Genomic DNA, 25,294 nt, shown 5'->3' with positions numbered 1-25,294 from the left:
CCAGCGTCCGTTATCAAAAACACCGGGCATCCAGACCATGTGAAAGCTGCGGTCCTCCGTCAGGCTGCGAAAGCAGCCTGACCTCAGATCGCTACAAATTCACACGGCCAGGTACACCCGGTAACTATGCATCGCTCGCGTTATGGGCGCGCTTCGACCGAAGCCTCAACACGACGGTTGATGGCACGACCCAACTCAGTCGAGTTGTCAGCGATCGGACGCGATTCACCATAGCCAATAGCCTCTAGACGGCTGGCCTCGACACCGTAGCGGTTGACCAGCGCATCGCGAACGGACTGGGCACGCTGCATGGACAGACGCTGGTTATAGGCATCAGTACCGATGGCATCAGTGTGGCCCTCTACAGTCGTCGAGGTCTGATCGTACTGCTTCATGAAGTCAGCAAGCACTTCGATGTCATCGTAGGCGTCCTGACGGATAGTCGCTTTATCGAAGTCGAATTTTACGTCCAGCTCCACCCGTACGGCTTCCAGCACTGGCTCGGGCTCCGGCTCTGTCACTGGGGCAGGTTCAACTGTCTCTACAACGGCGACAGTCTCCTGCTCGGTTCCATTGGCCCAGCAGTAGGCTGCAGCCATGCCGCCGCCAATCAAGGCGCCATAGCCAGTATAGGTACTGCTTTCTATCGCACCCAGCGCGGCACCGGTTACGCCGCCAACAGCCGCACAACTGGGCCAATCCTGCTTCTGCACCCCTGCGCAGCCGGCCAGAAAGGTGGTCATCACAATCACGGGTACTGCTGTCCGTAAGCTACTCATCGTTAAAGCCTCCTAATGTGGGATCGGCCAGAGCGTTATGCGCAATAGCATAAGCAGCTCCAGTTATATCGAGACTAGGACGGCAGGCGCCTGCGCGCTAGTCTTTATACTTTGGCAGACTGAGCGGACTGCAATTTTTGCGTTCCGCCACGCCTGATAACGAGGAATCCCGGTTTGACAGCATCCCGCTCATCGCAGACGCCACAGCAAGCTCTGGCCGCCCTGTTGGAGCAACAACGCCCGGCGCGATTGCTTTATGTCGGCCGCAGCGAACTGCCCGCCATCGAAGCATTCAGCCGCAGTCACGACAACAGTCAGATTGACCGTACACCAACCGGCCCTCTTCCCGCAGACCTCGCCGACCGCCGCTACGATCTGGCATTGGTCGCCGACTGCCTGGAACATCTTTCGAAGCGCGACGGCCTGCAGCTGCTCGGTGGTATTCGCAATCTCAATACCAACCGCATGGCGGTTTTGGTCGATCTGAACGCGTGCGACTGGCAGGCAACTGACTTCTTCTCCCTGGCACTACAAGTCAGCGCACGTTTCGAACGAGGCGGCCAAACGGTGACCCTCTTCACCTACGACCTGCTTGATTACAAGCAGGTTCCAGATTGGCTCAACGCGAAGTTCTGGGCCAATCCGCAAATGTTCGGCAAATATTGGTGGTAACCAACGATGACTGATGATCAACGGGCAGCTGCGAATTGCCCCTGTGGCAGCGGCGATCCTTACGGCAAATGTTGCGGTCGGTATCATCAAGGTCTGTCGGCACCTAGCGCGGAACGATTGATGCGTTCGCGATACACCGCCTATGTTGTCGGGGCCATCGATTACCTTCGGTCAACCACTCTACCGGCGCAACAGCAAGCCTTGGACCTCCAGGCGATGAAGGAGTGGAGCGCCAACAGCACTTGGCTGGGCCTCGAGGTCGAAGAAAGTCAGGTGTTCGGCGGCCAGCCGGAACATGCGCTGGTCAGCTTCACAGCCCGCTGGCACGACGGGGCAGGCGAACATGCTCAACATGAGCGTTCGGCTTTTGTTCAGCACGACGGATGCTGGTATTTCATCGACTCCACCACACCGCTGAAGGCCGGCCGCAACGACCCCTGCCCTTGCGGCAGCGGTCAGAAGTTCAAGAAGTGCTGTGCCACCTACCTCTGAACACGCAGAAAAAAACCGGCTGACGCAATGCGTAGCCGGTTCATTGCATCCCAACGACCGATCACTTCTCGACGAATGCTCGCTCGATCAGGTAGTGGCCCGGGTCACCCATACGCGGCGACGCCTTAAGGCCGAAGCTGTCCAGCACTTCGCTGGTTTCAGCCAACATGCTCGGGCTGCCACAGATCATCGCGCGGTCATCTTCAGGGTTGATCGGAGGTAGCCCGATATCCGCAAACAACTTGCCGCTGCGCATCAGGTCAGTTAGACGGCCCTGATTCTCGAACGGCTCGCGAGTGACGGTGGGGTAATAGATCAGTTTTTCTTTCAGCGCTTCGCCAAAGAATTCGTTTTGTGGCAAATGCTCGGTGATGAATTCACGATAGGCGACTTCATTAACGTAACGAACGCCGTGCACCAGGATGACCTTCTCGAAGCGCTCATAGGTTTCCGGATCCTGGATCACGCTCATAAAGGGCGCCAGACCAGTCCCGGTGCTCAACAGGTAGAGATGCTTGGCAGGCAACAGGTCGTCCAATACCAGCGTTCCGGTCGGCTTGCGACTGACCATCAGTGAGTCGCCTTCCTTGAGGTGCTGCAGTCGAGACGTCAGCGGACCATCTGGAACCTTGATGCTGAAGAACTCGAGATGTTCTTCATAGTTGGGGCTGGCAATGCTGTAAGCGCGCATTAGGGGTCGCCCTTCCACTTCGAGACCAATCATCACGAACTGGCCGTTTTCAAAGCGCAGACCCGGATTGCGGGTGGTTTTGAAACTGAACAGCGTGTCGTTCCAGTGATGCACACTGAGGACTCGCTCAACGTTCAGGTTGCTCATGTAGTGCTCCCCTTCTAGCGCGCGATGGCGCGTCAATATTTGCCACTAGTTTACTGGCCCGACTAATATCCGCTAAACGAATATTAACGATATATGTTATCGGTTATATAGATATGCATTTCACGCTCCGTCAGCTTCAAGTATTCGTCGCATTCGCGCGGCACGAAAGTGTCTCGCGTGCGGCCGAAAGTCTCGCCCTATCCCAGTCCGCGACCAGCACTTCGCTGGCTGAACTGGAACGCCAGTCGGGGTGCCAGCTGTTCGACCGTGCGGGTAAACGATTGTGGCTGAATGCATTGGGCCACCAGCTCTTACCGCAGGCAGTAGGCTTGCTCGATCAGGCTAAAGCCATCGAGGATCTACTGGCTGGCAAGACCGGCTTCGGCTCGCTCAGCGTGGGTGCCACCCTGACGATCGGCAACTACCTTGCCACCTTGCTGATCGGCAGTTTTATGCAACGCCACCCTGAGTGCCGCGTGAAGCTGCACGTTCAGAACACCGCTCATATTGTCCAACAGGTTGCGCAACATGAACTTGACTTAGGTCTGATCGAAGGCGACTGTCAGCACCCGGAGATCGAGGTACTGCCTTGGGTCGAGGATGAACTGGTGGTGTTTTGTGCACCTCAGCACGCGCTGGCTGAGCACACTGCGGTAAGTCTGGAACAGCTCTCGCGGGAAGCCTGGATTCTCCGCGAACAGGGCTCCGGTACGCGCCTGACATTCGACCATGCCATGCGCCATCATCCCGCCAAGCTGAACATTCGGCTTGAGCTGGAGCATACCGAGGCGATCAAGCGAGCCGTTGAATCTGGGCTCGGGATTGGCTGCATTTCCAGGCTGGCGCTACGCGATGCATTCCGCCGCGGCAGTCTGGTCGCTCTGGAAACACCCGAACTGGATCTTGCCCGGCAGTTCTATTTCATCTGGCACTCGTTGAAATACCAGACCGCTGCGATGCGCGAATTCATCGAGCAATGCCGCGCGCTGACAGCCGGCATCCGTCGAAGTGATGAGATCGTACTGCCGGCGATTGCGTAAGGTGGAGAATCGAGATTAGCGAGGCATCGGCAGGCCGAAACGGTTGTCAGCTGCTGGGAATTGAGCCCATCTGCTGCAAGAGCAGAGCTGCCTGGGTCCGGGTGCGAACGCCCAGCTTGCGGAAGATTGCGGTCACATGCGCCTTGATGGTCGCTTCGGAAACGCTGAGCTCATAGGCGATCTGTTTGTTTAACAAACCGTCGCACACCATGGTCAGCACGCGAAACTGCTGGGGCGTGAGGCTCGCGAGCCCTTCGCTAGCGGCTTTGGCTTCGGCGCTGACATGCGCCACATCATCAATGTTGCTAGGCCACCAGACATCACCGTCAAGCACGACCCGCACGGCCTGCTGGATCGTCTCGAGTGAACTGGACTTGGGGATGAAACCACTGGCGCCAAACTCGCGCGAACGAGCTACAACCGCAGCGTCTTCCTGCGCGGAGATCATTACCACAGGCAGCTGGGGATACTGCCCTCGCAGCAACACGAGCCCGGAGAATCCATAAGCGCCCGGCATGTTCAAATCCAGCAAGACCAGATCCCAGTCCGAGGTACGGGTCAGTTGGGCTTCGAGTTCGGCAATGCTAGCCGCCTCGGAAAGCCGAACGTCATCGCCCAGGCCAAGCGTTAGCGCTTGCTGCAGCGCACTGCGAAACAGGGGGTGATCATCGGCGATAAGGATTTCGTAAGCAGCCATGGCGGACCTATAGTTTTTATTGGCGCTACACCAACCTGAGCCGGTTGCTGACAATCAGGACGGCAAGAACCCGCAATATGCTCGAGGGTGACCGCGGTGATGATATCGCGCCACCACGGGAAATTCGATCATCGTTCCGCATTTAATCAGCTACCCGCCACGCTGGACGGCGAAGCAGTGGCCAAGCGCATCGGTTTAATGCAAAGTTTGCGATTTTCCCGCACGAGTCCAAACATGCGCAAACAAGCCCTTCGCGCCGACTTTCTAATGCTCATCACGGCCATGATCTGGGGGAGCGGATTTGTCGCACAGCGGGTCGGCATGGATAACATCGGGCCGTTCCTGTTCACTGGGTTGCGCTTCGCATTGGGCGCAATCGTGTTGCTTCCCTTGTTATTGCACCAGGGTCGAGGCGCCGCTCGCCACGAACCGTTCTTGCAGCGTGGTTTGCTGCTGGGTGGCCTCAGCATGGGACTCGCGCTGACTATAGGCATCAACCTGCAACAGGTTGGCCTGCTTTTCACGAGCGTGACCAACTCCGGTTTCATTACCGGGCTGTACGTTATCGTCGTGCCTCTGCTAGGGCTGGTAATAGGCCAGAAAACCGGTACTGGGACCTGGCTGGGGGCGGTGCTCGCGGTGGTTGGCATGGCTTTGCTCAGCATCGACGAGAACTTCCAGATCGCTTCCGGCGACTGGATACAGCTGGCCGGCGCCTTCGTCTGGGGCGTTCATGTATTGCTGGTGAGCTTTTTCGTTGGTCGCCACGATGCCATCCGCCTGGCCTTTCTGCAGTTCGTGACCTGTGCGGTCGTCAGCCTTGTTTTGGCGGCAATCTTCGAGCAAGCCAGCCTGGACAGCATCTGGCTTGCCGCACCCGCGCTGATCTACGGCGGAATGTTTGCAGTCGGCGTGGGCTATACCTTGCAAGTCGTGGCACAGAAACATGCAATTGCCTCGCACGCGGCCATCATCCTCTCGCTCGAAGCGGTGTTCGCCGCGCTTGCTGGCGCCTTGCTGCTTGATGAAAGCCTCAGCCCGCGGGGCTATTTCGGCTGTGCGTTGATGTTCGTCGGCATGCTCGCCGCACAACTCTGGCCGCGCAAGGACCTACCGGTGGTGGCGGCCAGCGAGATTCCACAGGTGGCGCGGCACTGAGTGCCCCATCCTGTTCAGCGCTGGCCCATGGCGGCCAGCGCTTTGTGGGTTTCATCATCAGGGTCTGGCGTACGGTGGTGCTTGGCGCCGAGATAATGGTCGGTGAATGCATCGAGCCAAGTATCCAGCGCCGCCGCGCCCTGCTCATCTCCCGCTAAGCCAAGGCACAACGCAGCAACTTCTGCGGTGCATAGATGTTCACTGCGCGTCGAACGGCGCAGGCGGTAGCGTGACAGCACCTCGGCTTGCAGGCTCAGCACCGGCAGATGATTCAGGTAGGGGCTTTTGCGAAACATCTTGCGCGCCTCGGTCCAGGTCGCATCAAGCAGAATGAACAGCGGACGCTTTCCTGGCGCGGCCTTCACCTCCGAGACCACCCGATCAGGTGACGCATACTCGCCCGGAAAGACCACCACCGGCTGATATCGGGTATCGGCGAGCAGTTCCAGCAAACCAGGCTCCACAGCGGTCCGCTGCCACGTGAAGGCGTAGGTGTCGGCCACGATATCTGCAATCAGCCAGCCGGTATTGCTCGGCTTCAGCGGCTCGATATCGTGCATGATCAGGCACACCGCGCTGTTGGTCGTTACGGCTGGCAGCCAGTCGCACAAACAATGACTAGCGGCCACACGGCAGCGAGCACACCGGGGCGTACGCGAACCACGTGCGATGAACGGCTTGGCGCTACGCGCCAGGCGCGCGTCGCGAAGACGGACTACGGCATGAGACATGGAGATTCGATCGATCAGGGCGGAGCGGCAGTTTACCAGCCCGCCCCGAAACCATGGCAGATCTGAACCGTGGGGGCCGGTACCGGTCGAACGACGGCAGTCATCAGGAGATCACCATGCGCCGTCTGACCCCACTATTAACGCTCTGCCTCGCCCTGCCCTTCGCCAATGCCGCGTATGCACAGGACCCAGCACTGGGCCAGTTACTTGAAAAAGTCGCCCGCGAAAGCAGTGTAGGCACGCCGCGCGCGATCAACTCCGACCTGCTCGACGAGGGATACAGCGTAGAGGGAAATGAATTGGTCAACCATCTGAGCGTTCAGCCACGCCATGCCGCTCAGATGCGAGACAACCCCAAGCAGGTCCGCACCCAGTTGGCAGCCAGTGTGTGCAACAACGAGGGACTGCGTCAGCTGATGAGTCAGGGCGCGGTATTGCGCTTTGAGTTCAACGAATACCAGAGCAAGAAGCCGATCACCACCGAGCGCTATCGCTCCAGCGATTGCTAAGGCAACCCGCGCGCCGTGGGCAGCACCAGTGCTGCCCGCGACGGGGGTCCTGGCTAACGCAGCACGCGCGGATCGCCCTTGCCAGCCACCGCGGCGGCCTCATCCGGCTTAAGCAACGCAGTTCGCGGTACGTCGAGCAACCGTGCGCAGGCGGCCAGCACATTCGCCCAGGACGCCCGGTTGGCGAATTGCATGCCACCCTCGTCCAGGGTGCCACCGCGATTGCGATAGCCCAGCACTGAATTGCGCCGCACGTCCGGCAGGATTGGCCAGAGATGACCACGCGCTACCTCAGGGCGCATGTGGGTCAGCAATACCCGCATCTCGATCTGTTCAGGAAACAGACGTTCGGTCACCCCGTCCGCTGCGAGCGCCTCGATTTCCCAACGATCACGCGGCGCGCGGAAGCGCCCCGGCTCCTGAAGATAAACCAGACGATAGCTGACACCCGCCTCTTTGAGCCTCTCGGTGGCCCGCTGCATTTCGGTCAACTGGTAGCTGCCGTTCGCAATCAGAAGGAGGGGATTAGTGCCCTTCTGCTCGTCGACGATGATCGCGCCATCACGCGCAAGCTGCTCGGCCTGGACCTGATTGAAAATGGCAGGCCGCTCACGCTTAGGCATGACCAAGCAAGCCAGCGCACCGCGGGCCTGATAGATGGAAGGCAGCAGCGCCAAGGCACTGTTGTGGTCCGCAGGAAACAGAACCCTCGCCATATCGCTCATCTCGCCCAGCAAGGCCTCGCAGAAGGTGGTGTCCTGGTGCGACTGCTGATTTTTGCCGTTTTCCCAGGTGTGCGATGTGGCGATGATCGGCCAGCCAAGCCAACCAGCGGGCCGTCCCACTTCCTTCTGCTGCCGGGCGAAAATCAGGCCTTGGCGTACCGCACCGAGCATCTTGACGCAGAAGGCCTCATAACTGGCAACCAGGTTCAGCCCACCCTGGTTGGCGAGACAGGCGGAAACCACGGCCTCTTCGTTCAGTGCCGTGATGATCTTGCCGTCCACCGCCTCGAACTCCCCTTCAGGATCGACCACACGGTGTTTCAACGCTTTGAGTACCCCACCCAGGCGATTGCTGGCGAGTTCATCGGGGTTACCTACACGAGGGCGCAACGACGGATTGGCGCGGGTGAGTTCGACAAAAAAATCATCTACCGCTGCCATCGGTGAACAAGCGTGATCGTGGTATCTGAGGGACGGCATGGTCGGCGCAGCGGGCCGCCTCATCGCCAGAACACTGTCGCGCTCGGCGGGGCGCGCGTGACGGGACTGTGCAACCAGATGGCGAGCGTGCTCAAGCTCATCCCAAGGCACGAAAAGCGGGGCGACATGTGTATTGAACAACTCGCGCGAGGCGTCATCGACGTGCGGGTTACCCGGCAACGGCAGGTTATGCGCCGCATTGCTGCCGGCGCCATAGAAGCCGAACCCTTTGATCGTCTCGGCAACGCCGTAGGGGATCGGCAGCGGATAGCGCAGCAGGCCGCGAGCCTTTTCCTCGACCCGCCGGGCCAGGCGCTGCTCCATCTCCCACAATGCACAGACGAAGGCTGCCGGGTCACGACCATCGAAGGGAATCGGGTCGAAGCCACAACGGCTCAGGTGCTGGCGAAACCCTTCAAGCCCCTCGTGGGTACCAAGCTGGGTTCGTTGTTCGATTCGCCGACCGTTGGCGATCATGATCGGCAGCGCCACGCCACAATCCTCAGCACGCCACCAACGTGGCATCCAGTCGCTGCCGCGCTGCTCCTCTGCCGCACCATCAGAAAGGAAGGCGACAAGCGTCTCGCCAGGCAGTGGCATATGGGCATATTGCAGCTCGGCGAAACCAAGGTACCCGCCTTCGGCAATACCGCCGCCGGTGTGCGCGTTGACATGGCTGCCCAGAGGCGCCGATGGGCTGCCATCCGCCGCCTGATGGTAGCCATAGAAATCCTCGAGCAGTCGGTTGAGGCCTGCTTCGCCATCGCCATAAGCTTCCTTTTGCTCGGGATGCATATTGTCGGTAAGCAGATTCAGCGCTTCGATCGCTGCGACGCAATGGCCCTGCCCCATCAACCATGCACGCGTACGGCCTGTCAGAGCGTTCAGTCCAAGATAACCGGCGTAGGCAGGCACCATGTTCAGCGAGCCGCCGGTATGCCCTTCTGGCGCAGCCTTGAAGTCCTCGGCGCAGAGTGGCGCACCGTCGAGCCGAACGCGACGCGCATAGGTCATGTGCACGACCAGCCAGAGTCCTGCCGAGCCGATTCGGTCGATGGCCTGCAATAACCGATAGACACTTGCCAGATCCGGCTGCATCTTCGCCTGTACCAGTTGATGAGCCAGACGAAACACCGCAGCCTGCGTTTCCAAGGCATGCTCGAAAGGTCCATACCCGGTTCGCCAGGAACCGAACTCTGGCTGGATCTCCGCATGATGATCCAGCTCGACAAGACTGGGCAGTAGCTGATTCATGGAGCACTCCGTTAATGGGCGTTGGCGATAGTCTAGTCAGCGTCCGGGGCGCTCTCTCTGATATGCATCAAGATGAGCCGCCGGTATAGCGGGCATGCTTGGCGCAACCGTACAGACAGGAGCTTCTCATGGCTTTGCTCAGCTTTCTCGGCGCCATCCAACAGGTCACCGGATCCTGCTACCTGATCGAAACTCATGGAGGCGTTCGCGTGCTTCTCGACTGCGGCATGCGCCAAGGGCGGCGCGAAGAGGAAGCAGGCAACCGAGCGGGTTTCAGCTTCGATCCTCAAACCCTGGATGCCGTGGTGCTGTCGCACGCGCACATCGATCATAGCGGCTTGCTACCGAAGCTAGTGGCAGCAGGATTCAAAGGGCCAATCCATGTCACCGAAGCGACCGGCAAGCTGGTCGAGCTGATGCTGCTCGACTCTGCGAACATTCAGGAAAAGGACGCCGAGTGGGAAAACCGGTGGCGGGCGCGTTTGGGCAAGCCAGCCATCAAGCCCCTCTACACCCGGGTCGACACCGAACGCATGCTGACGCAACGTCAGCCTCATGCCTATGGCGAAGCGTTCGAAGCAGCACCGGGGGTTTCTGTGAACTTCTTCGATGCGGGGCACATCCTTGGGTCAGCCATCGTTCAGGTCGACGTTGAAGATTTCGGCTCCACCCGCCGACTGGTCTTTTCTGGCGATCTGGGCAATGCCTGTTCACCACTGATGCACGCACCGACGCCATTGAGCGAAGCCGACGTACTGCTGATGGAATCTACCTATGGTGATCGCGACCACCGTGATCACCAGGCCACCATCGAGGAGCTGGCCGAGATCCTTCAGCAGGCCCACCGCGACGGTGGAAACGTACTCATGCCGTCTTTCGCGGTCGGCCGCACGCAAGACTTGATCTATTACCTTGGCCTCCTCTACCACCAAGGCCGTGTACCTCAGCAAGTGGTCTTTCTGGACAGCCCGATGGCCATCGGCGCGAACGCGATTTACTCACTGTTCCAAGAGCAATTGGAGATACAGCCCGGCATACCTGGCGACGACAACCGGCAGCGTATCGAAACATGGCTGCCGATATTCAGGGCGACGCCGACAGCCGAAGAGTCAATGGCCATCAACCGTTTCAAGAGTGGCGCGATCATTATCGCGGGCAGCGGCATGTGTAATGGCGGGCGCATTCTTCATCACTTCAAGCACAACCTCTGGCGTGAAGAATGCCACTTGATCATTCCAGGCTTCCAAGCGAGCGGCACACTCGGTCGCGCCATCGTCGATGGAGCCAAGACCGTCAAGCTGATGCACCAGCGCATAGCGGTGAAAGCTCAGGTTCATACCTTGGGCGGTTTCTCAGCGCATGCCGGACAATCACAGCTGATTGAATGGGCGAGCCAATTCAAGACGCGTCCGGAGCTCTATCTCGTGCATGGGGAGCTAGACAAGATGCGCGCCTTGCAGGAAGCACTGCGTGATCGCCTCGACTGGCAAGCCAACATTCCGGAACCAGGCGACCGCATCGCCCTCTGATGACCGGACACAGCCGCAGCTCAACCCTGCGGCTCACGCACAAAACTGCACGTATGATGATGGGCTTTCGCTCACTGAGCGTAGGGACCAGCATTTTCGCCTTCGCGCGAGGCTACTGTTAGGCATAGAACCATTGGCCCCAGTAGCCGCATGCCAGGCGTCACCTGGACCAAATTTTGGCGGTCATTTGCATACATGCGCACATGGGAGGCGCCGCCCTCGCGCATGGCGGCAGCAGCGCCGAAGCTTTCTCAAGGAGATCTCGTATGCCTTTCGAATCGGACGATTACCTGTCGCGGCATTTCAAAACCAGTGGCGCCGAACTGTCGAAGAAAATCGATGAACTGGTTGCCTTGGTAGTCCCATCCAGCAGCCAGAACCTGCCGCTGTATCGGGAAATGCTGGTCACCGTCATGCGCATGGCACAAGCCGATCGAAGCCGTTGGGACGCAAAGATTCTGCTTCAGACCATGCGCGAAATGGAGCATGCCTTCAGCCGCCTCGACCAGTTCAAGCGTCGCCGCAAGGTGACTGTTTTCGGCTCTGCACGCACCCCCGTCGAGCACCCGCTGTACGCACTTGCCCGGGAGCTCGGCGCGACGCTTGCACGCTACGAGTTGATGGTTATTACCGGCGCCGGTGGCGGCATCATGGCGGCCGCCCATGAAGGCGCAGGCATGGATAACAGCCTCGGCCTTAACATCACCCTGCCCTTTGAGCAGCATGCCAACCCGACGGTAGATGGCACCGACCACCTGCTGTCCTTCCACTTCTTCTTCGTGCGCAAGCTGTTCTTTATCAAGGAGGCGGATGCGTTGGTACTGTGTCCCGGTGGTTTCGGCACACTGGACGAGACCCTGGAAGTGCTTACCCTGGTTCAGACGGGTAAGAGCCCGCTGGTGCCAATCGTCCTGCTGGATGAACCCGGCGGCACGTTCTGGAAAGATGCGCTGGACTTTATGCGTCGCCAGCTTGAGGGCAATCGTTACATTCTGCCGACCGACATGCGATTAATGCGCCTCGTGGACAATGCCGAAGACGCTGCCGCAGAGATTGATCACTTCTACAGCAACTTCCACTCGAGCCGATGGTTGCAGGATCGCTTCGTCATGCGCATGAATCATGTGCTGAACGATGCCGCGGTGTCCTACATGAACGAACATTTCGCCGACCTCTGTCTCAATGGTCGCTTCGAGCAGCAAGCGTGCTGTGAAATGGAGCTGGACGAGCCGGAACTGCAGCCTTTACCCAGGCTGAGCTTTGTTTTCAACGGCCGGGATCACGGCCGGCTACGGGAACTGACCGACTTCATCAATGCGAGGGAACACTGGGCTTCGCCATTGGGTGCCGAAGATTGAAGCGGTGCGAAAACAAGATTTGCAAACGGACGAGGCCGAATAGCGGAGAAACGCTGTTGAGCCCGGATCAGTCGAGCGAAGCGCCTCGTAGGAGGCGCCCGATCAAGTCCAGCGGATAGCCACGGTAGCTGAGAAATCGGCCCTGACGAGCCCTTTCCCGCTGATCGCCCGGCAACTCACCGAACTTGCGCAACCAGACTTCGTGCAGTTGCGCATTCCAATCGAAGCCGCTGTCGCGTAATGCCTGCTCGATATCCTCTCGAGCCAGCCCTCGCTGGGTCAGCTCTTCACGTATGCGCAATGGACCGTACCCGGCGTTGGCTCGCATGCGCACGAAACTCTCCAGATAACGAGCTTCGCTAAGCAATCCCTCATCGGCCAACCTTTCCAGCGCAGGCTCGATGAGTTCAGCTGGCGCACCGCGTAAGCGCAATTTGCGACTCAGCTCGATGCGTCCATGCTCGCGCCGGGCCAGTAGATCCATGGCTGCCCGCCGCACAGCGGCGGGGCTGTCGAGCACGACCGGCATACCGATTAGGCGTCGGCTTCGACCAGATTTTCGCCGGCCGGATTGGCCTTGGTATCAGGCGCAACCACTAGCAACTTGTCGCGAATCTGCTGTTCGATCTCGCGACCGATCTCCACGTTCTCTTCAAGGAACTTGGCCGCATTAGCCTTGCCTTGACCAATCTTGTTGCCCTTGTAGGCATACCAGGCGCCGGACTTCTCGACCAGACCCTGCTGCACGCCAAGGTCAATGACCTCGCCATTGCGGTAGATGCCCTTGCCATAAAGGATCTGGAACTCAGCCTGACGGAACGGTGGCGCCACCTTGTTCTTGACCACCTTGACCCGCGTTTCGCTACCAACCACTTCGTCCCCTTCTTTCACCGCGCCAGTACGACGGATGTCGAGACGGACCGAAGCGTAGAACTTCAGCGCGTTACCGCCGGTGGTGGTTTCCGGACTACCGAACATCACGCCGATCTTCATGCGGATCTGGTTGATGAAGATCACCAGGCAATTGGCGTTCTTGATGTTACCAGTGATCTTGCGCAGCGCCTGGGACATCAGACGCGCCTGCAAACCGACGTGGGTATCGCCCATCTCACCTTCGATTTCGGCCTTGGGCACCAACGCAGCAACCGAGTCGACGATGATCACGTCGACCGCATTGGAGCGCACCAGCATGTCGGTGATTTCCAACGCCTGCTCGCCGGTATCCGGCTGGGAAACCAGCAGATCATCGACATTGACGCCGAGCTTGCCTGCGTAATCTGGATCAAGCGCGTGCTCGGCATCGACGAATGCGCAGGTAGCGCCCATCTTCTGGGCTTCAGCGATAACCGACAGGGTCAGCGTGGTTTTACCCGAAGATTCCGGGCCGTAGATTTCAACGATTCGCCCTCTAGGCAATCCGCCAATGCCAAGCGCGATGTCCAGGCCCAGCGAACCGGTGGAAATGGAGGGAATAGCCTGGCGATCGTGATCGCCCATACGCATGACCGCGCCTTTACCGAACTGCTTTTCGATCTGGCCCAAGGCAGCAGCCAAGGCGCGCTTCTTGTTCTCGTCCATTACAATCCTCACTTGATCAAGAGGGCCAGAGGCCACAACAACTGTATAAGTAGACAGTATTAGAGCATAGGCAAAAACGAGCGCCTAGCCCTCAATCGGATTTTCTCCTGTCGCCAGGCGGATCAATCCGACGAGCGCCGCCTTCACACTCTGTTCACGAACGGCCTGCCGGCCGCCGTCGAACTGAAAACGTCTTGAGTACCGTTCATTGTCGCAGGCCCAGGCCAGCCACACCGTACCGACCGGCTTTTCTGGCGAACCGCCGCCCGGCCCCGCTACGCCGCTGACCGCCACAGCGTAGCGCGCCCCGCTGGCAGCCTGGGCCCCGCGGGTCATCGCTTCGACGACCTCACGGCTCACTGCACCTACTTCGGAAAACAGATGTTCCGGCACGCGCAGCTGACTGGATTTCTGACGGTTGGAATAGGTGACGAAGCCAGCCTCGAACCAGGCCGAGCTTCCGGCAACACGGGTAATGGCCTCGGCAATACCTCCCCCGGTGCAGGACTCGGCTGTGGTTACTTGCGCCGACTTTTGCTGAAGCGCATGGCCCAGCTGGGCCGCGAGTTCGGTCAAGGTGGACATGAAAGCTCCTGATGCCGATATCAAAGGCTACCTTAGCAGCGCACGTTCTGGCGGTCAGCCACGCGAGGCCAAACGCCCTCCGCTGTAAGGACTCACCGGACAGTCCAGTGGCGCTGCATTTCGAGAAACAGAAACGAGGCGGTCCAGGTGATCAATACCAATCCCGTCAGTGCTTCGATGCCGGTCAGGAATCGAATGGCGCCAACGGGATGGATGTCGCCAAAGCCAACGGTCGTAAATGTCGTGAAAGAGAAATAGGCACAGTCCAGCAGGCTGCCGTTGAACTCACCAGCCAGCGTTCCCCAGCCAGGCGAGTGGTGCATGAGATAGTAGGCAAAGGCAAACACCCAGACCTCTACCGCATGTGCCGTCAACGCACCGAACACGCCAAACACGATTCCTACACGATGATGGAAATGTGGGCTCGGCCTGCTTGCAGACAGGCGCGACAGAAACTCGTAGTGAACCGCCACGACAACCGCGACGACAATTACGTTGACCAGCGTAACGAGGAGCAGATTCGTCGATGCATTCGACGCCTGTTCTAGTGCAGACATAGCAATCCCAAAACATTCAAACCGATGCGTGGCATCTCAGGTATCAGCTCGGCAGGTTGCCCCATCGCACCTGGTACGGGCCATGATAACCTTCCCGGTTTATTTCATCCTGCCCACAGCGCCAGTAACGGCCGTTACCTAAACGGGACCCAGCCGCGTCTGCTCTGTTACCTGCACATCGCACCAAGTCGAGCTATATGTCACAAGACCTGTCCCATCACACGCCCATGATGCAGCAGTACTGGAAGCTCAAACGCGAGCATCCTGACCAGCTGATGTTCTACCGCATGGGCGACTTTTACGAGCTGTTCTACGACGATGCCAAGAAAGCGGCCAAGCTGCTGGACATCACCCTGACCGCGCGCGGTCAGTCCGGTGGTAACGCGATACCCATGGCGGGCATCCCGTTTCACTCCGCCGAGGGCTATCTCAGCCGCCTGGTGAAGCTTGGCGAGTCTGTAGTGATCTGCGAACAGATCGGCGACCCAGCGACCAGCAAGGGCCCGGTGGAGCGACAGGTGGTGCGAATCATCACCCCCGGCACGGTGAGCGATGAAGCCCTGCTCGACGAGCACCGGGACAATCTCCTGGCGGCGGTGGTGGGCGACGAGAAGCTGTTCGGCCTGTCGGTACTGGACATCACCAGCGGCCGATTCAGCGTGCAGGAGTTTGGCGGCTGGGAAACGCTACTGGCTGAGGTAGAGCGCCTGAACCCGGCTGAACTGATGATCCCGGACGACTGGCCTGCCAACTTGCCAGTCGAGAAGCGCCGCGGCGTACGCCGGCGAGCCCCTTGGGATTTCGACCGCGACAGTGGCTTCAAAGGGCTCTGCCAACAGTTTGGGACTCAGGATCTGAAAGGCTTTGGGTGCGAGCGGTTGACGCTCGCTATCGGCGCCGCCGGCTGCCTCCTGACCTATGCCAAGGAAACCCAGCGTACCGCACTTCACCATCTGCGCAGCCTTCGCCACGAGCGTCTTGACGAGACGGTCATCCTTGACGGCGCGACCCGGCGCAATCTGGAACTGGACATTAATCTCGGCGGTGGCCGCGAGAATACCCTGCAATCAGTAGTCGACCGCTGCCAGACCGCCATGGGCAGCCGCCTGCTCAGCCGCTGGCTGAATCGCCCGTTGCGTGACCGAAGCGCGCTCGAGGCCCGCCAGGACTCGATCACATGCCTGCTAGAGCACTATCGCTTCGAACAGATCCAGCCACAGCTGAAGGAGATCGGTGATCTCGAGCGCATCCTCGCGCGAATCGGCTTACGCAACGCTCGGCCGCGCGATCTGGCGCGCCTGCGTGACGCGCTCGCAGCCCTGCCGCAGCTTCAGGAGGGCATGACGGAACTGGTCGCCCCTCATCTGACCGAGCTGGCGACCACCATCCGGACCTACCCCGAGCTCGCTGCGTTGTTGGCAAAGGCCATCATCGATAACCCGCCGGCAGTAATCCGCGAAGGCGGCGTGTTGAAGACCGGCTATGACGCTGAACTGGACGAACTGCAATCGCTGTCGGAGAACGCCGGCCAGTACCTGATGGATCTGGAAACTCGTGAGAAAGCCCGCACCGGGCTGGCCAACCTCAAGGTCGGCTACAACCGGGTGCATGGCTATTTCATCGAGCTGCCCAGCAAACAGGCGGAGTCTGCGCCGGCCGACTACATCCGCAGGCAAACGCTAAAGGGCGCCGAGCGTTTCATCACGCCGGAGCTCAAAGAGTTCGAAGACAAGGCGCTGTCTGCCAAGAGCCGGGCACTGGCGCGCGAAAAGCAGCTCTATGAAGAACTGCTGGAGTTGCTCATCGGTCATCTTGCGCCGCTGCAGGATAGCGCCGCGGCGCTGGCCGAACTCGACGTACTCAGCAACCTGGCCGAACGCGCCCTGACGCTCGATCTCAACCGCCCGCGTTTCGTCGAGCATCCCTGCCTGCAGATCGAACAAGGCCGTCACCCTGTGGTTGAACAGGTGTTGCAGACGCCCTTCGTCGCCAACGACCTCAACCTTGATGACGAAACCCGCATGCTGGTGATCACCGGACCGAACATGGGCGGTAAGTCGACTTACATGCGCCAAACGGCCTTGATCGTACTGCTGGCGCAAATCGGCAGTTTCGTGCCGGCCAAAGCCTGCGAACTGTCTCTGGTCGATCGCATCTTTACCCGTATCGGCTCGTCGGACGATCTCGCCGGCGGCCGCTCGACCTTCATGGTCGAAATGAGCGAGACGGCTAACATCCTGCATAACGCCAGCGACCGCAGCCTGGTGCTGATGGACGAAGTCGGGCGCGGCACCAGTACCTTCGACGGCTTGTCACTGGCCTGGGCAGCGGCAGAACACCTGGCCAAACTGCGCGCCTATACCCTTTTCGCGACGCATTACTTCGAACTCACCGTACTGCCGGAAAGCCAGCCGGTGGTGGCCAACGTGCACCTGTCGGCCACCGAGCACAACGAACGCATCGTCTTCCTTCACCATGTACTGCCGGGACCGGCGAGCCAGAGTTATGGCTTGGCCGTGGCACAGTTGGCCGGTGTGCCTGGCGAAGTGATCAAGCGCGCACGCGACCATCTGTCGCGGCTGGAAACCACCAGCCTTCCCCACGAAACGCCCAAGATAACCCCCGGTCAGCCTGCGCCACCTCAGCAGAGCGACCTGTTTGCAAGCCTGCCACACCCGGTAGTCGAAGAATTGGGTCGGATCAATCCCGATGATATGAGCCCGCGCCAGGCGCTGGACCTGCTATACAACCTGAAAGCGCGTGTCTGACGGCTGCAAAAAAGCTGCTAGAATCGCGCGCATTTTTTGGATATAGGCGGCATTTGCCTGGTGCCGCCATAGTCCTGCCGAACGGGGGCGTCATTGCAACGCCACCTGACACGCCCGAGGAGATAGCTAGAAATGACCTTCGTCGTCACCGACAACTGCATCAAGTGCAAATACACCGACTGTGTGGAAGTCTGTCCGGTGGACTGCTTCTACGAAGGCCCGAACTTCCTGGTCATTCATCCGGACGAGTGCATTGACTGCGCGCTCTGCGAGCCGGAGTGCCCTGCCCAGGCGATCTTCTCCGAAGATGAAGTGCCAGATGATCAGCAGGAGTACATCCAGCTGAACGCCGACCTGGCGGAAGTCTGGCCGAACATCACAGAGAAAAAGGACTCGCTGCCCGATGCTGAAGAGTGGGACGGCGTAAAGGACAAGCTGCAGCACCTGGAGCGCTAAGCGCCAGAAACAAAAAAAGCCCGCACGATGCGGGCTTTTTTCATGTCACAGCGGTCAGGCGCGATCAACGCCCTTCTTCACAGTGTCTTTGGCTTCGCCCTTGACTTGCTGAGCGTCGCCTTTTACTTCCTGACGCTGGCCTTCGCCTTTCATGCGCTCGTTATCAGTAGCCTCGCCCAGACCCTGTTTGGCCTTGCCCGCGGCTTCGTTGAGGTTGCCTTTCATTTTGTCTCCAGTACTGCTCATGGCACATTCCTCTCTGCTTGGGTACGTTCAGTTGACAGAACCGCTTCGGCAATAGTTTCGTTTTCCCGAGGAACGGTTCATCAAGCCGTTCAAACATTGCGCGCTTTGGCCAGGCGATCGAACAATGGCCGACCGGCGAGATGCAGAAACAGCGGCGCGCCAGCGATCAAATAGAAGTAGTAGGTCACGAAGCGCCAGATCAGGATGGCCGCCGCGGCCGTGGACTTCCCCACCAAAGGCGCAAGCAAGGCCGCGGAGGCCAGTTCGGCACTGCCCGCGCCGCCCGGCAGCAGGCTCAGCTGACCGGCCGTCAAGGCCAGCATCTGCAGGATAAAGGTCCAAGCCCAGGCAAGCGGTTTACCTAGGCCCAGCAAGGTCAGGTACAGCACGCTATAGCGCAGCATCCAGTGCAACGTCGTCAGGACGAACACTCCCAGCAGGATCGTCCGCGGCAACCTGAAACATTCGAGCAAGGCGTTGCGAAAACTCAGCACTTTTCTGGCCCAGCTACGCTGGCGCGTGCCCTTCACACCCAGTCGACCGATCAGCCAGCCGTTGATCAGAAATACCTGGCGATGAAAGCGGCCAAGCAAGGCAAGTAGCACCATCAGGCCGATCAGCAGTGCCGCACTGAAGCCAAGCAGGCTGGCGATATAGGTGTTTAACGAATGGGTGACCGCATAGATGAGCACACCCACTAGCGCACAGGCGAAAAACAGCAGGTCGGTAAGCTGCTCGACCGCATAGGTTGCGGTGCCCTTGGCAGGCGGCACACCATGGCGCAGCAGCAGCGCCATCATCGTCAGAGGGCCACCCGCACCGCCGGGCGTGGCACAGATGGCGAATTCCGTGGCGATCACGATGCTCACCGCACGGTGCTGGCCCAGGCGGCGGGGGCCTATGAGCAATCGCAGCCGTAGCGCATTCAGGTACCAACCGACGACGATCATGCCCAGCATCGTCAGCAGCAACCCCAGGGGAAAGCTCCGTAACCGCTCGAACAAGTCGCTGCCGCCGAGCAGGATTGGTACCAGAGCAGCCATCAGCAAGGCGCCAGCCAGCAACCACCAACGCCGACTCATGCCGCGGCGCTCGAAGCCAATACGTGGCGATCAAGCCAATCTATCTTCGTCACCGGTTCGCGCCCGTCCGCCAACAGCCGAGTCAACAGATCCAGCCAGTATCGACGCGAGAACTCATGGCGCATGTCCACCGGGTGCAACCCGAGCCGCAACACCGGCGACCGTTGGTACCGATGGAGCATTCGCTCGCTGAGCAGCCGTGACATACCTCGGCGCCATGCACTTCGAGCACTCCAGACCAGGCCGGGCGCGTCTATGGCCTGGTAGTCGGGCAGCAAGTAAAAGTGGCTCGGGTCGCTGGTATAAGTCAGCCCAGTCGCTGCCAAGGCTTCTCGAGCTCCTGGCCCCAAAAGCCAGGCAGGCGCCACGAAACCGTGCAGGGGCCACTGGTTGCGTTCGAACAGCGCGATGCCACGCCGTAGATGTTTGGCTGACTCCTCCCGGCTCAGCGGGTAGAACTCGCCTTCATGGGTAAAGACGCGACGCATGAACCAGTCACGTGGCGTGCGTGGCGAAGGCGCTTCATCTGCGTGGTAGCAACCGTGCAGGATCAGCTCATCGCCACGAGCGAGCCGCCCGTCCAGCAAACGTCGAAAATCGGCGTGATCCTCGAGCCGGTTGCGTCGATGGAAATCCGGCACCACAAGCCATGAGATCGGAATTTGGCCCAGTGCGTCGACCGCTTCGACAAAAGGCCGGTAGTCCGGCCATGTCTCTGGCGCCACGTCATGCAGCACCAGCATCAAGCTGCGCTCAGCCATGCACGGCGACCGGCAATTCCGCCGTGCCCAATACCGCGTGATAGTGCGCCAGTAAGCCGGCGACCACCGCATCCCACGCATGGTGCGCCTCGACATGCTGACGGGCTTGCATCCCGAGCAATCGCGGATCGTCCTCGAACAACTCTCGTACGGTCTGCGCCATCGCTGTAGCGTCCAACGGGCGGCAGAGCCGACCGGTATGGAACGGCACGAGTTCAGGCAATGCGCCGGCGCGTGCCGCGATAACCGGTATCCCACTGGCCATGGCTTCGAGCGCTACCAGGCCGAACGTCTCCTGATTACCGGCGTGCAGCAGGACGTCGCTGCTGGCCATGTAGCGCGCTACCTCCGCGGCAGGACAAAACCGGTCAATCACCGACACGTTGGATGGCACCCGATGAGGCATGCCCGACCCTACCAGCAGCAGATGATAGGGCTTACCCAGCTGCCGCGCGGTTTCGAGCAGTACGTCCAGGTTCTTTTCGCGCGATCCTCGGCCGGCAAAAATCATCAGTCGTGTATCGTCGGCGAGGCCCAGCTCCCGGCGAACTTGCGCGTCACGCAGGCTCGGCCGAAAGGTTTCCAGATCAACGCCCAACGGCTGCACATAGACGTTGTCGACGCCCAGTGAAACCAGCTTTTCCGCCATCACTCGGCTTGGCGCCAGCACCCGGTCGAAGCTGCTGTAAAGCCTCGACACATAGCCGTTCATGTTGGTGCCTAACCATCCACCGATACGGTTGCTCACCAACAGTGGAAGGTCTGAGTGATAAAAGCCGATCACCGGCACGTCGAGCCTGCGGCCAGCATCCAGCGCCGCCCAGGCAGTCATATAGGGATCCCCGACCTCGATCACGTCGGGACGCAGCGAACGCAGCTGATTACGCCACGGGGCGCGCCTTACCGGAAATCGGTAGCCTTTGCCGAAAGGCAGTGCGGGCGCGGGTATCTGATAGATGCCTGCGTTGTGGCTATAGCTCTCACCTGGGACCAGGATGCTATGGCGAACGCCTGCATAGAGCTGGAGACGGCGGTGTTTAGCCTCGAGATAAGTACGCACCCCGCCGCTGGCGGGTGCGTAGAACATGGTCATGTCGGCGATGTGCAAAGTGGAGCGTCTCCGTTAGGTCTCGATGCAGAGCCTTCGGAGCCCGGTTCAGCTAGCTGTCTCAGCCGTCTGTTACGAGGCCACAACAGAGCCATTTGCCCGAAAGATTCTGCAATGAAATCAATGGACCACCGACCTAAGCGGTTGTTCGCAGACGCATCCGCGTTACTTCGGCGCGCTAGCCGTCGACTCGCTTGTCGCCCTCAGCCTTGCCCTCTGCCGAGGCATGTTCGATTACGGCATTCATCTCAGCACCGAAGAGCAGGACCGCCGCCGAAATATAGAAGTACAGCAGAAGAACGATGACCGCCCCGATGCTTCCGTAAGTCGCGTCGTAGTTACCGAAGTTCTGTACATACAAGCCGAAGGCGATGGAGGCGGCAATCCAGACGATCACAGCAAGCACCGAGCCTGGGGTGATGAAGCGGAACTCCTGCTCGACATCGGGCGTGACGTAATAGATTACCGCCAGCACCAGCATCATCAGCACCACCACGACCGGCCAGCGCAGCCAGGTCCAGAGGGTGACCACGATCTCCTTCAGGCCAACCTGATCGGCCAGCCACTCGAAGACTTGTGGGCCGACAATCATCAGTGCGGCGGTAGCCAGCAGAATCAGCGCCAGACCGATGGTGTATACCACCGAGAGGAGGATCAGCTTCCAGGTTGGCCGCTCTTCTTCGACGTCGTAGGCCCTGTTCATCGCGTTCATCAACGAGCGCACCCCAATCGAGGCCGACCACAACGCCACGAGAATACCGAAGGAAAGGAAGCCACCTTTTTTCTCCTGCATCTCGTCAATGACAGGGTTGACCAGGCTCAGGGCGTCGGGTGGCAACACCAGCGATACCTGCTCACGGAGCCAGGTGAAAAACTCTTGCAGATCTAGCAGACCAAGCAGCGAAATCAGAAACAGCAGAAAGGGAAACAACGAGAAGATGGCCCGGTACGCCAATGCCGACGCATAGGTAGTCATGTCGTCATTGCTGAACTCCTTGAAGGTGCGTTTCAGCAGCTCAAAGCCACCTACACCACGCAAATCCAGCATCGCCATTCCCCTTATCGCACGTCGTTAAAAAGCCAAAGCCGTCAAAAATGGGACGGCCCTGCTTTGTAAGAGTTCGCCAAAGAACGCCAGCGCCTGCCGCCCCTCTCCCGACAACCAGGAATTAAGCCAGGCAGTAAGGACGACGGAGGAACTTTCCGCCTCGACAGCGCTCTTGATGGAGTTGCCAATTTAGCGGTCGCTGACTGGGAACGCCTGCATCATCGTCGTTCTGCGAACCGCTCTTGAGTGGACTCGCGTTGAGCGGCAGAGCAACCCGGACGCCAACATGGCTTGTCGCAATTCGTGACAACAGGAGCAGTAAATGAAATCGGCCTACGCCACGGACGCCCCCCAGCCAGGAATGAAAGCCGACCTCGTCAAATACGCCAGGCTCATCGTTACCAAAGGCAGCGGCGCGGGCGCTACGCTCGGCCTGAACATCCTATTGGCGCGCCTGCTGGTGCCAGAGCTTGCCGGGACCGTGTTCTTTTGCGTTGCTCTCGGCATATTCCTGTCATTGCTGGCGCGGCTGGGCCTCGACATCGCCTGCCTGAAGAACATCTCTTCCCTGCACGAAGGCCAACAGCGAAGCTACTTCGACCGTGCGCTGATGCTTGCCGCGCTGATGAACATTCCCGCGTTCCTGATCGGCCTGGCGGTGGTGTATTTCTCCGAGACCACACAAGCCTATTTCGCGCATGCGGTGGTTCTTTTCGCGGTTACTGCGCTCGGCCTGTCGCTGCTGAGCATCGCCAGCGAAACCTTGAAGGCCAAGCACAAGACCAGCGAAGGCCTGTTCTGGCAAACCGCCTTCCAGCCTGCGTTAACGCTTCTGCTGGTGGCTATCATGGGTAGCGATCTGACAACCGTTGTGGCCTGCTTTGTGTTCAGCTTCGCACTGGCGATACTCGGTTCAGTCTGGCGCGCCCGCCGCAGCCTGCCCCGGTCAGGATCGGAAGCTGCGCTGGGCTGGCGAGAGATGCTCATCCTCTGCGTACCGCTGATGCTGATTGCAGTGATGAACAGCATCATTGAGCTGTCCGACACGCTATTGCTCGGTGTGCTGCGCTCGGCCAGCGAAGTCAGCATCTATTACATCGCCGCCAAGATCGCAGCGCTCTCGACCACGCTGCTGTTCATCATCAACGGCACCATCGCCCCGGACATCTCCAAACGCTGGGCGCAGAACGACCGCGCTGGTGCGTTCGCTATTGTCCGCAAGTATTCGCGCTTCATGCTGGCGCTGGCGCTGATGATCCTGCTCGCCATCGGCCTGCTACGCGAATACATCCTTGCCGTGTTCGGCCCCGAGTACCGCGAGCAAGGCGTCTATCCATTGCTGGTCCTTGCCATCGGCTATTTCTTTGTCCTGGCCGCAGGCCCGCTGGGCATCTTCATGACCATGACTGGCAATCACCGTCGTTACTTGCACAACAACATCGCGGCCTGCGTGATCAACGTCGCGCTAAACCTGATCCTCATTCCGCGCTACGGCGTCAACGGCGCCTGCTTTGCGACAGCCGTAGCGCTGGCGATCAAAAACACCCTGCTCTACGTGCAGTTCAAGAACATCGAAAGGAGTCCGACGCCATGACTGACCGGGTAAACGTAATCGCTTACGGAGCCTATGACCGGCACAACTATGGCGATCTGCTCTTTGCAATCGTCCTCAAGCGTTACCTGGAAGCGGATGGTCGCTTTTCTGTGATAGTCGCCGCGACCAAGAAGTCCAATCTTTCACGGTACGGGGCGCTTCCCACCGTTCCGCTGAAAAAAGCGCTGGACGCTACCCGTCAGCAGCCGAAAACGATGCTCATCGTGGCCGGCGGCGAGTGCCTTACGGCGCAGTGGGAAAGCATCATCGGCTACCTCGCACCGCAGGCGATCTATTACCCGATCAAGGCGAGCCCCTACCTGATCGGCCACAAGGCGTTCATCCGCCTGAGCCGTATGTTCACTTCGATTCCGTCGGACATTCCGCTCGTCCTTGGCGAACGCGACCTGCCCGGCTACAAGGTGATGTACAACAGCGTCGGTGGAAACGAGATCAGCCGCAAGAAGCCGCTGATCCATGACGCCATCAAGCGCAACCTCAAAGACTGCACCTATGTGTCGGTACGTGACCGGGAAACCTCGGCTGAGCTGGACAAGCTCGGAGTCGAACACAACCTGGTGCCGGATAGCGCGATCCTGATATCCGATATCTTCCCGCAGCAGGTCGATTCCGCCGAGCCCGGCCATATCGTCTTCCATATCTCCGATCACCACGCCAAGCGCCGCATCGAGGCGATCGCTCAGCAACTGACCGAACTCAACGTCAATACCGGTCTTAAGATCGCGCTGCTCACCATCGGCAAGGCACCTGGGCACTCGGATGACGAACCGCTCGACAAGCTGCATAGCCTGCTCGGTGACGAGCGCGCCTACCGTGTAGACAGTGGCAACATCGAAGACATCATTCGCTGCATCGCCACCAGCAAGCTCTACTGCGGTACCAGCCTGCACGGCGCGATCACCGCGCTTGCCTACGCCGTTCCGCAAATAGCATTACTCCCGCAGCGCGTGATCAAGCTCTCGAGCTTTCTTGAAACCTGGGTTCCCAAGCAGTCGTGCGGCTTTGCAGAAGTCCCGCAGATCAGCCAGATCGGCACCAACCTGGTCAACGTGTTCGGCGACAGCCAGCGCGCCGAGCTGCGCGCGGTGGTCGAAGCCATGAAAGGCCGCGTGCGGGCTAACCTCGACCATATGGTCGAGCTCTACGACGCGGCCCCTGCGCGCGGCGAGAAAACCCGCAACGAGCAGCACAAGCCGGAAGCCGTAGCCGCGAACTGAATCAGCAGCCG

The 25,294-nt window shown here is 59.6% G+C and carries 25 protein-coding genes; 11 read left to right on the top strand and 14 right to left on the bottom strand.

Translation table 11 applies throughout. From position 1 onward, the window contains the following. Positions 1-140 precede the first annotated feature (140 nt). Complete coding sequence (locus tag C1896_06630; GenBank protein AZZ44622.1) at positions 141-743, bottom strand: OmpA family protein; 603 nt, start codon at positions 741-743, stop codon at positions 141-143. A gap of 210 nt (positions 744-953) precedes the next feature. Here C1896_06630 and C1896_06625 point away from each other — a divergent pair, with 210 nt between their 5' ends. Further along, a complete protein-coding gene (locus C1896_06625) occupies positions 954-1,451 on the top strand; it encodes a hypothetical protein (protein AZZ44621.1) in 498 nt (165 codons plus the stop codon). A 6-nt stretch (positions 1,452-1,457) separates the two neighbouring features. Further along, positions 1,458-1,943 carry a hypothetical protein gene (locus C1896_06620; GenBank protein ID AZZ44620.1) on the top strand — a complete coding sequence of 162 codons (486 nt, stop codon included), beginning with the start codon at positions 1,458-1,460 and terminating at the stop codon, positions 1,941-1,943. A gap of 61 nt (positions 1,944-2,004) precedes the next feature. On the opposite strand, the gene C1896_06615 is transcribed toward C1896_06620, so the two are convergent. Then, the gene (locus tag C1896_06615; protein AZZ44619.1) at positions 2,005-2,781 is read right to left on the bottom strand and encodes a ferredoxin--NADP reductase; all 777 of its coding nucleotides are present in this window, start codon (positions 2,779-2,781) and stop codon (positions 2,005-2,007) included. A gap of 113 nt (positions 2,782-2,894) precedes the next feature. Here C1896_06615 and C1896_06610 point away from each other — a divergent pair, with 113 nt between their 5' ends. Continuing rightward, positions 2,895-3,821 carry a LysR family transcriptional regulator gene (locus C1896_06610; GenBank protein AZZ44618.1) on the top strand — a complete coding sequence of 309 codons (927 nt, stop codon included), beginning with the start codon at positions 2,895-2,897 and terminating at the stop codon, positions 3,819-3,821. Positions 3,822-3,867: 46 nt separating this feature from the next. Here the strand turns inward: C1896_06610 and C1896_06605 are convergent, their stop codons facing one another. Further along, positions 3,868-4,518: a DNA-binding response regulator gene (locus C1896_06605; GenBank protein ID AZZ44617.1), complete on the bottom strand. Its 651-nt coding sequence runs from the start codon at positions 4,516-4,518 to the stop codon at positions 3,868-3,870. 234 nt (positions 4,519-4,752) lie between these two features. On the opposite strand from C1896_06605, the gene C1896_06600 reads away from it, so the two are divergent. Continuing rightward, positions 4,753-5,676, top strand: a complete 924-nt coding sequence (locus tag C1896_06600; protein AZZ44616.1) for an EamA family transporter — start codon at positions 4,753-4,755, stop codon at positions 5,674-5,676. A 14-nt stretch (positions 5,677-5,690) separates the two neighbouring features. Here C1896_06600 and C1896_06595 read toward each other — a convergent pair whose 3' ends face one another. After that, on the bottom strand, positions 5,691-6,407 hold the full coding sequence (locus C1896_06595; protein AZZ44615.1) for a DTW domain-containing protein: 717 nt from the start codon (positions 6,405-6,407) through the stop codon (positions 5,691-5,693). Between the two features lie 116 nt (positions 6,408-6,523). On the opposite strand from C1896_06595, the gene C1896_06590 reads away from it, so the two are divergent. Then, complete coding sequence (locus tag C1896_06590) at positions 6,524-6,916, top strand: hypothetical protein (protein AZZ44614.1); 393 nt, start codon at positions 6,524-6,526, stop codon at positions 6,914-6,916. Positions 6,917-6,969: 53 nt separating this feature from the next. On the opposite strand, the gene C1896_06585 is transcribed toward C1896_06590, so the two are convergent. Further along, positions 6,970-9,375 (bottom strand): xylulose 5-phosphate 3-epimerase, encoded by a 2,406-nt coding sequence (locus tag C1896_06585; GenBank protein AZZ44613.1) that lies wholly within the window; start codon positions 9,373-9,375, stop codon positions 6,970-6,972. A 128-nt stretch (positions 9,376-9,503) separates the two neighbouring features. On the opposite strand from C1896_06585, the gene C1896_06580 reads away from it, so the two are divergent. Then, on the top strand, positions 9,504-10,904 hold the full coding sequence (locus C1896_06580) for an MBL fold metallo-hydrolase (GenBank protein AZZ44612.1): 1,401 nt from the start codon (positions 9,504-9,506) through the stop codon (positions 10,902-10,904). Between the two features lie 266 nt (positions 10,905-11,170). Next, complete coding sequence (locus C1896_06575; GenBank protein AZZ44611.1) at positions 11,171-12,262, top strand: TIGR00730 family Rossman fold protein; 1,092 nt, start codon at positions 11,171-11,173, stop codon at positions 12,260-12,262. Between the two features lie 67 nt (positions 12,263-12,329). On the opposite strand, the gene C1896_06570 is transcribed toward C1896_06575, so the two are convergent. The 4 genes from C1896_06570 to C1896_06555 all read right to left on the bottom strand — a co-directional run bounded on the left by C1896_06570 (position 12,330) and on the right by C1896_06555 (position 14,982). Further along, positions 12,330-12,791: a recombination regulator RecX gene (locus tag C1896_06570; GenBank protein AZZ44610.1), complete on the bottom strand. Its 462-nt coding sequence runs from the start codon at positions 12,789-12,791 to the stop codon at positions 12,330-12,332. A gap of 5 nt (positions 12,792-12,796) precedes the next feature. After that, the gene (gene recA, locus C1896_06565; GenBank protein ID AZZ44609.1) at positions 12,797-13,840 is read right to left on the bottom strand and encodes a recombinase RecA; all 1,044 of its coding nucleotides are present in this window, start codon (positions 13,838-13,840) and stop codon (positions 12,797-12,799) included. A gap of 84 nt (positions 13,841-13,924) precedes the next feature. After that, on the bottom strand, positions 13,925-14,425 hold the full coding sequence (locus C1896_06560; protein AZZ44608.1) for a damage-inducible protein CinA: 501 nt from the start codon (positions 14,423-14,425) through the stop codon (positions 13,925-13,927). Between the two features lie 92 nt (positions 14,426-14,517). Beyond that, positions 14,518-14,982: an ion transporter gene (locus C1896_06555; protein ID AZZ44607.1), complete on the bottom strand. Its 465-nt coding sequence runs from the start codon at positions 14,980-14,982 to the stop codon at positions 14,518-14,520. Between the two features lie 197 nt (positions 14,983-15,179). On the opposite strand from C1896_06555, the gene mutS reads away from it, so the two are divergent. Continuing rightward, a complete protein-coding gene (mutS, locus tag C1896_06550; protein ID AZZ44606.1) occupies positions 15,180-17,750 on the top strand; it encodes a DNA mismatch repair protein MutS in 2,571 nt (856 codons plus the stop codon). A 132-nt stretch (positions 17,751-17,882) separates the two neighbouring features. Then, positions 17,883-18,206, top strand: coding sequence for a ferredoxin (locus tag C1896_06545; GenBank protein AZZ44605.1), 324 nt, complete (start codon positions 17,883-17,885; stop codon positions 18,204-18,206). Between the two features lie 54 nt (positions 18,207-18,260). On the opposite strand, the gene C1896_06540 is transcribed toward C1896_06545, so the two are convergent. The 5 genes from C1896_06540 to C1896_06520 all read right to left on the bottom strand — a co-directional run bounded on the left by C1896_06540 (position 18,261) and on the right by C1896_06520 (position 22,457). After that, the gene (locus C1896_06540; GenBank protein AZZ44604.1) at positions 18,261-18,452 is read right to left on the bottom strand and encodes a CsbD family protein; all 192 of its coding nucleotides are present in this window, start codon (positions 18,450-18,452) and stop codon (positions 18,261-18,263) included. Positions 18,453-18,541: 89 nt separating this feature from the next. Continuing rightward, a complete protein-coding gene (locus C1896_06535; protein AZZ44603.1) occupies positions 18,542-19,534 on the bottom strand; it encodes a TIGR00374 family protein in 993 nt (330 codons plus the stop codon). Further along, on the bottom strand, positions 19,531-20,295 hold the full coding sequence (locus tag C1896_06530; protein AZZ44602.1) for a DUF2334 domain-containing protein: 765 nt from the start codon (positions 20,293-20,295) through the stop codon (positions 19,531-19,533). Before C1896_06530 ends, C1896_06535 begins: the two co-directional genes overlap by 4 nt. Further along, a complete protein-coding gene (locus C1896_06525; GenBank protein AZZ44601.1) occupies positions 20,288-21,403 on the bottom strand; it encodes a glycoside hydrolase in 1,116 nt (371 codons plus the stop codon). Before C1896_06525 ends, C1896_06530 begins: the two co-directional genes overlap by 8 nt. A 178-nt stretch (positions 21,404-21,581) precedes the next feature. Beyond that, positions 21,582-22,457 carry a ribonuclease BN gene (locus C1896_06520; GenBank protein ID AZZ44600.1) on the bottom strand — a complete coding sequence of 292 codons (876 nt, stop codon included), beginning with the start codon at positions 22,455-22,457 and terminating at the stop codon, positions 21,582-21,584. Between the two features lie 316 nt (positions 22,458-22,773). On the opposite strand from C1896_06520, the gene C1896_06515 reads away from it, so the two are divergent. Together C1896_06515 and C1896_06510 are read left to right on the top strand one after the other, a co-directional pair. Continuing rightward, positions 22,774-24,045 (top strand): polysaccharide biosynthesis protein, encoded by a 1,272-nt coding sequence (locus C1896_06515; protein ID AZZ44599.1) that lies wholly within the window; start codon positions 22,774-22,776, stop codon positions 24,043-24,045. Further along, the gene (locus C1896_06510; protein ID AZZ44598.1) at positions 24,042-25,283 is read left to right on the top strand and encodes a polysaccharide pyruvyl transferase family protein; all 1,242 of its coding nucleotides are present in this window, start codon (positions 24,042-24,044) and stop codon (positions 25,281-25,283) included. The genes C1896_06515 and C1896_06510 overlap by 4 nt, the downstream gene beginning before the upstream one ends. Positions 25,284-25,294: the final 11 nt, after the last annotated feature.

It is taken from the genome of Pseudomonadaceae bacterium SI-3 (assembly GCA_004010935.1).
Lineage (GTDB): Bacteria > Pseudomonadota > Gammaproteobacteria > Pseudomonadales > Pseudomonadaceae > Stutzerimonas.
This window is presented reverse-complemented; position numbering and strand designations above follow the sequence as displayed.

Coding starts and splice junctions, on each gene's coding strand:
- mutS (AZZ44606.1), top strand. CDS start 15,180: ATGTCACAAGACCTGTCCCATCACACGCCCATGATGCAGCAGTACTGG.
- C1896_06520 (AZZ44600.1), bottom strand. CDS start 22,457: ATGGCGATGCTGGATTTGCGTGGTGTAGGTGGCTTTGAGCTGCTGAAA.
- C1896_06590 (AZZ44614.1), top strand. CDS start 6,524: ATGCGCCGTCTGACCCCACTATTAACGCTCTGCCTCGCCCTGCCCTTC.
- C1896_06615 (AZZ44619.1), bottom strand. CDS start 2,781: ATGAGCAACCTGAACGTTGAGCGAGTCCTCAGTGTGCATCACTGGAAC.
- C1896_06605 (AZZ44617.1), bottom strand. CDS start 4,518: ATGGCTGCTTACGAAATCCTTATCGCCGATGATCACCCCCTGTTTCGC.
- C1896_06630 (AZZ44622.1), bottom strand. CDS start 743: ATGACCACCTTTCTGGCCGGCTGCGCAGGGGTGCAGAAGCAGGATTGG.
- C1896_06600 (AZZ44616.1), top strand. CDS start 4,753: ATGCGCAAACAAGCCCTTCGCGCCGACTTTCTAATGCTCATCACGGCC.
- C1896_06595 (AZZ44615.1), bottom strand. CDS start 6,407: ATGTCTCATGCCGTAGTCCGTCTTCGCGACGCGCGCCTGGCGCGTAGC.
- C1896_06570 (AZZ44610.1), bottom strand. CDS start 12,791: ATGCCGGTCGTGCTCGACAGCCCCGCCGCTGTGCGGCGGGCAGCCATG.
- C1896_06545 (AZZ44605.1), top strand. CDS start 17,883: ATGACCTTCGTCGTCACCGACAACTGCATCAAGTGCAAATACACCGAC.
- C1896_06620 (AZZ44620.1), top strand. CDS start 1,458: ATGACTGATGATCAACGGGCAGCTGCGAATTGCCCCTGTGGCAGCGGC.
- C1896_06585 (AZZ44613.1), bottom strand. CDS start 9,375: ATGAATCAGCTACTGCCCAGTCTTGTCGAGCTGGATCATCATGCGGAG.
- C1896_06610 (AZZ44618.1), top strand. CDS start 2,895: ATGCATTTCACGCTCCGTCAGCTTCAAGTATTCGTCGCATTCGCGCGG.
- C1896_06515 (AZZ44599.1), top strand. CDS start 22,774: ATGAAATCGGCCTACGCCACGGACGCCCCCCAGCCAGGAATGAAAGCC.
- recA (AZZ44609.1), bottom strand. CDS start 13,840: ATGGACGAGAACAAGAAGCGCGCCTTGGCTGCTGCCTTGGGCCAGATC.
- C1896_06530 (AZZ44602.1), bottom strand. CDS start 20,295: ATGGCTGAGCGCAGCTTGATGCTGGTGCTGCATGACGTGGCGCCAGAG.
- C1896_06560 (AZZ44608.1), bottom strand. CDS start 14,425: ATGTCCACCTTGACCGAACTCGCGGCCCAGCTGGGCCATGCGCTTCAG.
- C1896_06580 (AZZ44612.1), top strand. CDS start 9,504: ATGGCTTTGCTCAGCTTTCTCGGCGCCATCCAACAGGTCACCGGATCC.
- C1896_06535 (AZZ44603.1), bottom strand. CDS start 19,534: ATGAGTCGGCGTTGGTGGTTGCTGGCTGGCGCCTTGCTGATGGCTGCT.
- C1896_06555 (AZZ44607.1), bottom strand. CDS start 14,982: ATGTCTGCACTAGAACAGGCGTCGAATGCATCGACGAATCTGCTCCTC.
- C1896_06575 (AZZ44611.1), top strand. CDS start 11,171: ATGCCTTTCGAATCGGACGATTACCTGTCGCGGCATTTCAAAACCAGT.
- C1896_06540 (AZZ44604.1), bottom strand. CDS start 18,452: ATGAGCAGTACTGGAGACAAAATGAAAGGCAACCTCAACGAAGCCGCG.
- C1896_06510 (AZZ44598.1), top strand. CDS start 24,042: ATGACTGACCGGGTAAACGTAATCGCTTACGGAGCCTATGACCGGCAC.